This is a genomic window from Alteromonas sp. DYW1, from assembly GCF_059752595.1.
This window is the reverse complement of record NZ_CM186038.1, coordinates 1,793,422-1,804,598: the sequence shown is the minus strand read 5'-3', so window position 1 is coordinate 1,804,598 and position 11,177 is coordinate 1,793,422. Positions and strand designations below refer to the sequence as shown.

General features: G+C 46.0%; 9 protein-coding genes. 5 read left to right on the top strand and 4 right to left on the bottom strand.

Going from position 1 to position 11,177, the window contains the following annotated elements; all coding sequences use genetic code 11:
• Window positions 1-78: 78 nt before the first annotated feature.
• Window positions 79-672 carry a rhombosortase gene (rrtA, locus tag AC121Z_RS07970; protein WP_498127937.1) on the top strand — a complete coding sequence of 198 codons (594 nt, stop codon included), beginning with the start codon at window positions 79-81 and terminating at the stop codon, window positions 670-672.
• A gap of 5 nt (window positions 673-677) precedes the next feature.
• Here the strand turns inward: rrtA and AC121Z_RS07965 are convergent, their stop codons facing one another.
• On the bottom strand, window positions 678-3,167 hold the full coding sequence (locus tag AC121Z_RS07965) for a S9 family peptidase (protein WP_498127936.1): 2,490 nt from the start codon (window positions 3,165-3,167) through the stop codon (window positions 678-680).
• Between the two features lie 216 nt (window positions 3,168-3,383).
• Between AC121Z_RS07965 and AC121Z_RS07960 the strand changes: the two genes are divergently transcribed.
• Window positions 3,384-3,935, top strand: coding sequence for a glutathione peroxidase (locus AC121Z_RS07960; protein ID WP_498127934.1), 552 nt, complete (start codon window positions 3,384-3,386; stop codon window positions 3,933-3,935).
• Between the two features lie 112 nt (window positions 3,936-4,047).
• Here AC121Z_RS07960 and AC121Z_RS07955 read toward each other — a convergent pair whose 3' ends face one another.
• On the bottom strand, window positions 4,048-4,644 hold the full coding sequence (locus AC121Z_RS07955; protein WP_498127933.1) for an FMN-dependent NADH-azoreductase: 597 nt from the start codon (window positions 4,642-4,644) through the stop codon (window positions 4,048-4,050).
• 215 nt (window positions 4,645-4,859) lie between these two features.
• Between AC121Z_RS07955 and AC121Z_RS07950 the strand changes: the two genes are divergently transcribed.
• Window positions 4,860-7,058 carry a fasciclin domain-containing protein gene (locus AC121Z_RS07950; protein WP_498127932.1) on the top strand — a complete coding sequence of 733 codons (2,199 nt, stop codon included), beginning with the start codon at window positions 4,860-4,862 and terminating at the stop codon, window positions 7,056-7,058.
• Window positions 7,059-7,136: 78 nt separating this feature from the next.
• On the opposite strand, the gene AC121Z_RS07945 is transcribed toward AC121Z_RS07950, so the two are convergent.
• Together AC121Z_RS07945 and AC121Z_RS07940 are read right to left on the bottom strand one after the other, a co-directional pair.
• Window positions 7,137-8,375, bottom strand: coding sequence for a cystathionine gamma-synthase family protein (locus AC121Z_RS07945; RefSeq protein WP_498127931.1), 1,239 nt, complete (start codon window positions 8,373-8,375; stop codon window positions 7,137-7,139).
• 3 nt (window positions 8,376-8,378) lie between these two features.
• Window positions 8,379-8,999: a 1-acyl-sn-glycerol-3-phosphate acyltransferase gene (locus tag AC121Z_RS07940; protein ID WP_498127929.1), complete on the bottom strand. Its 621-nt coding sequence runs from the start codon at window positions 8,997-8,999 to the stop codon at window positions 8,379-8,381.
• An 80-nt stretch (window positions 9,000-9,079) separates the two neighbouring features.
• Between AC121Z_RS07940 and AC121Z_RS07935 the strand changes: the two genes are divergently transcribed.
• Together AC121Z_RS07935 and AC121Z_RS07930 are read left to right on the top strand one after the other, a co-directional pair.
• Entirely contained in the window at window positions 9,080-9,856 is a 777-nt protein-coding gene (locus AC121Z_RS07935; protein WP_498127928.1) for an NRDE family protein, read from the top strand.
• 130 nt (window positions 9,857-9,986) lie between these two features.
• Entirely contained in the window at window positions 9,987-11,177 is a 1,191-nt protein-coding gene (locus AC121Z_RS07930; protein ID WP_498127926.1) for an amino acid aminotransferase, read from the top strand.

Sequence of the window (11,177 nt, the reverse complement as noted above, 5' to 3'; positions counted from 1 at the left end):
CTGACTGGGCCCAAGCAAATGACTTTCTTAAATAAAGCGGTATGATACCCAACGATGTTAAATGATCGACTCACGTTTATGAATAGGTTTGTATTTGCTACTGCCCCGCGTTTTTGGATTGTACCGGCTTTTCTCGCCTGCGTGGCAATCTTTGGCTGGTTTTTTGATCCTGCAGCCTCACGCGCGCTGGCACTATCGGCAGAACACGTGAATATTGGAGAATACTACCGTCTGATAACCGCTCACCTGATGCACACCAATGTTTGGCACCTCGTGTTAAATCTTGCCGGTTTGCTACTGTTATGGGCTCTACACGGTGATTATTACACGCCCTTCCGATTCACACTGGCCTGGTTAATGATCTCAATTTGCACGGGTTTAGGCTTGTATTTGATTGAACCTACGTTGATTTATGTGGGTATGTCCGGGGTTCTCCACGGTATATTTGCCTGGGGCGCTTGTACTGACATTCAACGCGGCGACAAAACCGGTTGGCTCCTGTTGTTAGGATTAGCGCTCAAGGTTGGCTTTGAACAATGGGGGGGCGATACTAGTGATATTGCTGCTCTAATTGAAGCCTCAGTTGCAATCAATGCACATGCATTGGGCGCAATTGCCGGTTTATGTTGGGGTGCGTTAAGCGCATTAAAAAAGCCCTCCGAAGAGGGCTGATGCAATTATAGATTTTCTTCAAAGAGCTTAAATATTCGGCGATATTCATCCAGCCATGAACTAGGCTGAACAAAACCGTGCGGTTCGACCGGGTAAATTGCCGTTTCAAAATCTTCTTTTTCCAACTCAATCAAGCGTTGTACCAAGCGCACAACATCAACAAAAAACACATTATCATCAACCATAGGCGCATTGATCAACAATGGCTTCTGTAAACCCTCAGCATAGTAAATCGGTGAGCTGCGACGATACGCTATCGGGTCTACATCCGGTGTATTCAAAATATTCGCTGTATAAGGATGGTTATAATGAGCCCAGTCGCTGACTGGACGCAGTGCAGCTCCGGCTTGAAACAATTCTGGTCGGGTAAATAACGCCATAAACGTCATAAAACCGCCATATGAGCCCCCGTATGTGCCGATCCGCTCACGATCAACATTCGCATTCGCCACTAACCATTCAACACCATCGGCGAGGTCTTCAATCTCTGGGGTACCCATTTGACGGTAAATTGCAGTACGCCAGTCACGTCCATAGCCCTTTGATGCTCGATAGTCCATGTCCATTACTACGTAACCTTGTTGAGCTAGCATGCTATGAAACATGAACTCGCGAAAATAGCCTGACCACCCCATATGCGAATTCTGCAAATAACCAGCCCCGTGATTAAAAATAACCGCTCGGCGTTTTTCAGTAGAATCATCCGTAGGTAAATAAACCCGCGAATAAATGGGATCAGTGGCATGACTTGAATCAACCGGTACAATACTGGGTGCAACCCATGGCAGTGCTAAAAATTCTGCACTTACAGTATTAGTAATGCGTTGCACCACAGGTTCTTCAACATTTACGGTATACAGTTCCGGTGGTAAAGTCAGTTTGCTGTGGGTTAATAGCAATGTGCTTTCATCAGGACTTAACACATAGTCGGTCATACCATTTAAGTCAGTCAGCGCACTTATTTGCGCGGAATTTACCGCGACACGATAAACCTCATAAATGCCTGGATGTTTAATATTGGCCGTAAAGTAAGCATATTGGTCATCACGAGTAAACGCTACATTATCTACCACATACCGCCCTTGAGTAAGCGCTTTAGCTGTTCCCTCTACAGGCTTGATATACAGCTGAGAATAACCACTTTCTTCAGACAAATAATACAGGGTTTCACTTTGATTTAACCAGCCAAATTGGTTAAATGCATAATTAATCCATGCGTCGTCTGAGAGCCTATGTTGAGTGACTAGCTGTTGTTTCTCAAAATCAACCGAAACAATCCAGCGGTCCTTATTGTCCCAGGCCTCCAACATCATCGCGACGTGCTTCCCATTAGCCTGCCATACAATCGCAGGGTGCCCATACCAGCTTTGTAATAAACCGATATCACGCGGTAAACGGTTGACTTGGTAATCCTCTCCCCGTGCCTTGGCATTCTCTCGTTTTACCTCTGCCAAGACGTCATCGTTATAACCAGGTAGCACATGTTTTTCTAACTCAGACACTTGTTGCGTTGCCACATTTACCAGCCATAGGGAATGGCTTTCGGGTGATGCATCAGCGACACGACGTCGTACTCGTTCAGCGGCAATGCGACCATCTTCCTGGATATAATGCGGCATAATATCGGTATCTTGTCGCGAGGGTTTATTTTCCCGACTAGCAATGATGATATGCTGCGCGTCTGGTGATAACGCCACCTGAACGTTGGTATGCCCCTTGGGGAGATAGACGGTAGGTGTCGTTGTCGTTTTATTTTGCTGCAACACCTGTTCAGAATACTCAGCACTGGCTTGACGGTCAGCGCGTTTATTGGCGATGTAATCAATCAATGTAATTTGTTCGCGCGCTATGAAGTCTTCTGCTTCCTGGACCGCTTTAGGTTTATCTGCGTACTGCCAACTAATAATTTCATCACGCATGCCCGTCGTTAGGTCAATGGCAATGTAGCGATTGTCAATGCGAAACGCCAGGCGCCCATCGGTCAAAAACAGTAAGTCACGTGGCGAATCGCTATCGCGGGTTAATTGTATTACTTGGCCAGTATCGTGTTGATAAAGGTAAATATTACTCTCAAAAATCCAGGCTGATTGTTTACCATTCTGAGAATCAACTTGCATCTCACGATCAATAACGTGTAAGTCTTGTAATGCTGCTTTTTCACCGTTGTTTTGTGCGCTTGTGGTCGTAATGAAAAAGTCTTCTAACTTTGACCCTTGGCGTTTGCGTTTATAGGTGATCTGAGTTCCATCAAGACTCCAACCGGGTGATGAGGGTTGGCGGCCCAACCAATCGGGATCTGCCATGATGCGCTCCAGCGTAATAGCGTCAGCAATACCCGTTGCTGAGAAATCAGTAGCAGGCGGCGTGATTATTTGCGTGGCACTGGGGTTGGCATCAGCCAATGTGCGGCTAGTAGTGTCAGGCTGGGTAGCGACACAAGCACTTAAACTAGCGCAAAAAAGTGCGACCACGATCGGTTTTGGTGTTATTAACATAGTCATTGCCCTTATTTTTATCGCTGCAAACTATAGCATCAAAAATGGCTCAGCAGTCAAACACGCTAAACGCGAAATCAGCAGTCACTCGTCGCATATTAGATTTGCAAAAATATACTGAGAATTAACCAGTATTTGCCGATAATTGGAGATTGATGTGATCCAATTTACCCGTTGCGCGTTTTATCTTCATATGCCAATGAATAAGGAAACATAATGAAAAAATGGCTATTGTTAACTTTAATTGTTTTATGCTCAGTTGCATTGCCGAGCCACGCGGTTGATGAATGTCCCGATGTACTTAAGTTCGTCAAACGCAAATTAAACTCACAAGAAACGGTTAACCTATGCAGTGAATACCAAGGGCAGACCTTGTTAATCGTTAACACTGCCAGCTATTGTGGTTTCACGCCACAGTTTGAGGGCCTTGAAAAATTGTACGACACATACAAAGACAAAGGCTTTACTGTACTCGGATTTCCGTCGCACGATTTCAATCAAGAAGACGAAGATGAAGGGAAAACCGCGGAACTGTGTGAGCTAACCTATGGGGTCGAATTTCCAATGTTTGAAGCGGTATCTGTGCGTGGCGACGAAGCAGATCCAATCTATCGGATGCTGACTGAAAAATCAGGCACGGCACCAAAGTGGAACTTTTATAAATATCTGGTTAACAAAAATGGCGATGTGGTAGAGAGCTACTCTTCATTCACTAAACCGGATGATGAAGACCTTATCGCGGCTATTGAATCTGCATTAACCCTCTAATACACAAAAAAAACCCCGCGACTTCGCGGGGTAAACAAGCACACTCAACTTGGAACACACAGTAGGAAATTTAAATCAAATTTGCGCTACATATTGATAGACCGGTGCAAAGCTAAATAAGTTCCAAAATATTTTTTTGTGCGGCTGAAAAACTTTGTGAAGCGACCTCTTCGCCCATCGCTAATCCTTCTGCAAAGACGAAACGAATATCCGTTACGCCAACAAACTGCCAAAAATGTTTTAAATACTCGGTTTGAGTGTCCAATGCGGTGCCTTGGTATTTTCCGCCACGCGCAGCTAAAACTGTTACCTGCTTATTCTCAAGTAGACCGACAGGACCGTTTTCAGTGTACTTAAAGGTAACACCTGCACGGGCCAGCCGATCAATCCACGCTTTTAAACTACTCGGAATGCCAAAGTTATACATCGGTACGGCTAAAACGATTTCATCAGCGTTAGTTACGTCACTCACAATGTCATCGGATAACTGCGCCAATTGCTGTTGCTCAGCCGTGCGCTCAGTTTCTGGTGTCATCCACGCTTGCATTTCCACTTCACTCAAGTGCGGCAGATTTAACTGTGATAAATCACGCACAGTTATCACGGTTTTTGGGTCATTACTTGCTGCTTGGATATACACCTGCGCTAGTTTAGATGAATTGCCTTTTTCAGCATTCAAACTGGACTGGATCACTAAAATTCTTTGCATAACTATTTCTCGTTTAAAAATTAAGTTCACACAATCTTAGAACCAGAAAAGTAGAAAATAAAACGCATTATTTAGTCGTTTATATTCGAATAAATAGAATTTAAAGTGCGATTACAGGTTAAACATTAAACTTTTGTCATCTTTGTGATTGTCATGATCTTACTTCTCCTGCACTAGCGTAAGTAACTCGACATTGAAAACGAAGAGGAAACATTATGCGAAGCTTAGCCAAGATGTTGAGCGCGTTCGCGCTTGTAGGACTAATAGGATGTGGGTCAGACTCTGATGATCTTCCCCCACCCCCAGCACCACCACAACCTGAACCGGCCCCAACCACAATCGTTGACGTGGCTGTTGCCGACGGCAGTTTTACTACCTTAGTAGCAGCATTGGAAGCAACGGGTTTAGACGTAACTTTGTCCGATCCGAGTGCAAGCTTTACTGTTTTTGCACCCACAGATGATGCGTTTGCACTCCTCGGCGAGGATACAATAAACGCTTTGTTAACAGATACCGAGCAACTCACCGATATCTTGACCTATCATGTTCTAAGCGGTGAAATTGATGCTTCAGCAGCAATAAATGCTGTAGGTACCACTGTAGAAACGGTCAATGGTGCGAGTGTTGGGTTGTCCAACCCAACGGGCAACCTTTTCGTTAACCAAGCACAAGTGATTGCCACCGATATCGCCACTGACAATGGCATCATTCACGTTATCGATGCTGTACTATTGCCACCGGTACCGCGCGGCGAACCCACTGCAAATATAGTCGAAACTGCAGTCGCTGCCGGTAGCTTTACCACGTTGGTAGCAGCATTACAGGCCGCTGAGCTAGATGCAGTTCTCGCTGACGAGAGCCAGCAGTTTACTGTTTTCGCTCCCACTGATGAAGCCTTTGCGATGCTAGGCGAAGAGACCATAGCGACGCTCTTAGCTAACCCTGATGTTCTCACTGAAATACTACTGCAGCATGTGGTTGGGGGCGAAGTTAACTCCACCACGGCATACAGCTTAGCTGGCGGCGCGGCTGAGACGTTATCTGGCACAAGTATTGATATCGGCTTAAATCTAGACACGCGAAACCTGACCTTTGGTGGTGCATCAGTTTCTACAACAGATATATACACAACCAACGGTATCATTCACATTATCGATACAGTGGTCGTGGGTGACGTTGAAGTACCAGCGCCGTCACAAAACATCGTGGATATTGCTTCAACTTCCGATAATTTTAGTATTTTAGTTGCTGCGTTACAGGCGACCGGCCTTGACGCTGTGCTGAGTAGTGAAGACTCGGAGTTTACTGTATTTGCACCCACTGATGCAGCATTTGCGCTATTGGGTGAAGACACGATCACAGCGTTGCTGAACGACACTGATGCGCTTAGTAACATCTTGCTCTATCACGTAATTACAGATGCAGCTGTACTAGCGGATGCCGCTGTAGGTATTGCTCAATCAAGCGATAACCTCGTTACCATGGCAAATACGAAGCAAGCCGCTTTATCGTTGTCGGGTTCGACTTTGTACGTTAACCAATCAGCGGTCTCAAGCACCGACATAATGGCCTCTAATGGTGTCATTCATGTCATGGATCAAGTCATCGTTCCACCCAGTGATAAAGACAATCCAACCCAAACAATTGCTGAAGTTGTTGCGGGCAGCCCCGATTTTTCAACCCTGCTGGCTGCCGTACAAGCGGCAGATCTCGCTGATACGTTAAATGATAGTAATGCGACCTTCACCGTTTTCGCCCCAACGGATGCGGCGTTTGACAAACTAGATGACGATACTCTATCGGCACTACTGGCGGATACTAGTGCTTTAACCACAGTGCTACTTCAGCACGTGGTTGGAGGAGCTGAGATCAGTGCAGTACAGGCGTATGCCGCTAACGGTGGCAGTGTTGATACACTCGCTAATGATGATGTAAGTGTAAATATTGTGAACTTTACGCAAGGCGTAAACGACTCTACGACCGAAGTTGCATATGATGCCATTAATCAAAGACTTATCGGCGGCACAGGAAGCGCAGCGCCTGACTTTACAGTATATGTTTTTGACAACGACTTAGGTACCAGTGGCAGCACCTGTAATGACGCCTGTGCTGATAACTGGCCGCCGGTACTTGTCACCGACGACAGTGTCTCTGATTTGCCTGGCTTGAGCGTGATTGAGCGTGGCAATGGTGACTTACAAGCCACCTATCAGGGACGCCCGCTGTATTTCTTTGCCGGTGATGAAGCCGCAGGAGATACCAACGGTAATGGTGTAAATGATGTTTGGTGGGCAGTGTCCCAAGCACCAGTCGCTTTGCAAGTTCAGGGTGCTAATGTAACAACGACCAATGTTTACACGACCAACGGTGTGATCCATGTTATCGATAGCGTTATCACGGAAACGTTGCAGTAACTTTTTTAAGCGTTAGTTAAACGTAAAAGCCCTTCTGATACAGAAGGGCTTTTTTAATTTAATACTGACTGCCGCAGCCTAAAACTGCGCAAATGCCTGTTTGAAATCAATGATAAGGTCGTGAATATCTTCGATGCCAATTGAAAAGCGGATCAAGTTATCACTGATCCCCATTTCCTGTCTTGCGTCCGCCCCGTTTTCAAAGAAAATCGTAGAAGCAACTGGCAGCGCGAGTGTTCGTGTATCGCCTAAATGCGTGGCAGAAAGTACAAGTTTAAGTGCATTGAGAAACTGGACTGGGTCAATATGGGACTGGAGCTCAATACTTAGGATGGCGCCAAAGGTCGTAAAAAGTTCACGCGCCATTCCGTGTTGTGGGTGCTCAGCTAAACCTGGATAATACACTTGCGCAACGGCAGAATGCGAATTCAGCCAAGTCGCAAGTTGCAGCGCATTGTCACACGCTTTATCCATGCGCAGCGCTAAAGTCTCAAGACCAAGCGCTAGACGGCTGGCAGATTCTGGCGCTAAGGTAGCGCCGATATCGCGCAATCCTCGCTTCTTAATCTGTGTCAGACCCCACTGAGTTACATCCGCCCCTCGATAGTTAGGATGAATATTGGCGTAGTTCTGCCAATCGAATTGCCCCATATCAACTACTACACCGCCTAGCACGTTACCATGCCCACCGATATATTTAGTTAAAGAACTGACGACTAAACTCGCTTTAACTGCCTTAGCATCAAATAAATACGCGGGGGTCATGGTATTATCGACCATAAAGATCAGCTGATTTTCACTACAAAACTGACCGATCGCGACACAATCACTGACCTGTGTGACCGGATTCGCGATTGTTTCACAAAATACCATGCGGGTATTGGGTTGATAGGCATCGATCACGTTACGAATGTCAGTCACGTCCACATAGCTGACCGTTACATTGAACGCCTCAAGGGTTTGCATAAAACTGCGCGTATTACCAAATAGGTAGCGACTCACAATAATATGATCACCCGCACGTAACAGAGCCATTAGCGTACTTGCAATTGCAGCCATACCTGTAGCGAAACAAAGTGCCCCCACTCCACCTTCAATATCGTTCAAAATCGCCTGTAAAGCATTGACTGAACCGGATGACGAGCGCGAATAAACATGTCCGGCTTTCTTACCCTGAAACACATCCACAAGCTCTTGCGCATCCGCATATTCAAACAACACTGATTGTGACGTTGAACTATGCACACCACCTGATTCAGGGGCATTTAAAGACCGGTCGGCATGGACTAAGCGAGTGGTAAAACCTGTATTTAACAAAACTTACTGCTCCGGAAATTTAACATTGTGTGGGTATTTAGCGTGCACTGTAGCAAAAAATTCGTAGACCATGTGCATTTTATCCGCAATCACTAGCTCTGGCGACAAGACGGGGCCAAATATGATTTTCTTTAACTTAAAGTCAAAGCCAATCAATACCACAGGTACCTTGGCAGATGCCGCAATTGCTAAAAATCCCGTCTTCCACGGATATATTGGTGAGCGCGTACCCTCGGGCGCGATGGCTAAGATCATTTCATCTTTGCGCGCGAACTCATCAACCACTTGACCAACGACGCCGTGAGGTGAGCGGCGGTCAACAGGGATCCCTCCAATTGATTGCAAAAGTTGTTTAACGACGGGAACAAAAATCGTATGTTTGCCTAAAAACCGGATCCGAATGCGCAACGCGAATAAAACAGCCACGCCTAAAAAAAAATCCCAATTTGACGTATGTGGCGCTACCCCGATGACCATTTTCCGATAGCGTGGAAGTTCGCCCTGGAACGACCAACCGGCTAGCCTCATCAAGAATTGTCCGAGCCAACCAGTAAATCGATTACCACCGCGCGGTGGATCGCCCATCAACTCAGGACAAATACTTGACGTTTGTTTATCTGACATCGCGATTACTGCAGAAAAATGCGTAAAAATATAATAGCATCATCTATTTAAAGGATCAGCTTTCTATTGGTCGCGGAGCTATGTGCATTTTATTCATTGCGGTTAAACAGCATGCTAAATACCCTCTGATCGTTGCAGCGAATCGTGACGAGTTTCACCAGCGCCCGACGCAACAGAGTCAATTTTGGCCTGCTCACCCATATCTCATTGCTGGCATTGATTTACAAGCCGGCGGCACCTGGATGGGGGTTACGCGGCACGGTAAATTTGCCGCATTAACCAATATTCGTGACCCGCAAAGAAACAATCCTGAGGCGCGAACGCGCGGCGAGTTAGTCGCAAATTTTCTGACCCAAGACAGCAGTATTGAGCAGTACATACGTGACTTAAGAAGCACAAATCACGTCTATAATGGTTATAATCTGCTACTTGCTGATTTACCTTCGCTCGACTTGCGCACGTACAACAATTACTTGAGTGAAGAGCATCGACTGGTGACCGGTTATTATGGACTTTCAAACGCCAGTTTGGATGTTCCCTGGCCTAAGATCCAACGCGGTAAACAAGCACTCCAAAACTATTGCGAAACGCACCCTGATATTAATACTGATGCGCTCTTTACCATTCTTGCCGATACTACCCTCGCCGAAGATGCACACTTGCCAAGCACCGGCGTTCCGCACGTTTGGGAAAAACGTTTGTCATCGATATTTATCACTGGCGAGGATTACGGAACGCGTGCTAGTACGTTGCTACTCGTTAGCCATTCTGGCGAAGTGCATTGGTTAGAGCGAAGCTTTTCATCCACAGGCGTGGTTGAAGACCAGCAACGTTTTACGTTTAGTTTAAAGAATTAAGTCCAGTAAATTATTATTGCGCATTACAACTGCTCTGCTCACTAAGAATAATAACAACGCACACTGGTCAGAAGTATAAACACAATGGCATAATGCGCCGGTCGCCAACCTAACCTAATGAGGACTTTCCGTGTTTGAAGTATTACCCCAGTTAGCCGCAGATCCAATTTTGGGATTATCCGCCGCTTATAAACAAGATCCTAACCCGAATAAAATCGATTTGGGCGTTGGTGTGTATAAAGATGAACAAGGGAATACTCCAATCGTCAAAGCGGTGGCCGCCGCTGCTAAACAATTGATTGCATCGGAAACCACTAAAACCTATATCACACCACAAGGCGTGCAAGGGTTTATTGATGGCATGTTAAAACTTATCCTCGCTGATAGTAGCCCTGTATTATTAGCGGATCGTGTCGCTGCTGTACAAGCTCCAGGTGGGTGTGGGGCATTGCGCATTTTAGCGGAGCTGTTAACCCGGGTGAATAAAGATCTAACGGTTTGGGTTAGTGATCCGACCTGGGCCAACCATATTCCATTGATCGGTAATGCCGGTCTCGCAATTAAAACCTATCCCTACTTTGACAAAGCCAATGCTGCGGTCAAGTTTGAGCAAATGCTAGATGCGCTAAAACAAGTTCCCAAAGGTGATGTGGTGCTATTCCACGGTTGCTGCCATAACCCAACCGGCGGTGATTTAACTCCTGCACAATGGCGTGAAGTATTAGCCGTGACCGAGCAACAAGGATTTTTACCCTTCTTTGACATTGCCTACCAAGGTTTCGGTGATGGATTAGAAGAAGATGCTTATGCAATCCGCTTGTTTGCCGAGCGCCTACCGGAAGTGATCATTGCTGCTTCCTGTAGCAAAAACTTTGGCTTATATCGTGAACGTGTCGGCCTTGCGGCGATCATCACGGCAGATAGCAAAACTAAAGCGATCGCACAAAGTCAGATCCAAAGCGTAGCGCGTGGTATTTACTCAATGCCACCCAGTTATGGTGGCGCATTAGTCGATATTATTCTCAGTGATGCCCAACTTAAGCAAAACTGGATAGACGAAGTCAATGCAATGCGCGAACGCATGCAGCAGCTGCGTGCATTGTTAGTTAATGCGTTGACTGATAAGGGCGCTAAGCGAGATTTCTCGTTCATTAACCAGCAAAAAGGTATGTTCTCATACCTGTGCATCTCACCGGAGCAAGTGCAACAGATGCGGGAACAAAATAGCGTATACTTTGTCGATTCTAGTCGCGTTAATATTGCCGGTATCAACCAAAGTAACGTTGAGCGTTTGGCTGATAGCATTATTGCGGTTTTATAA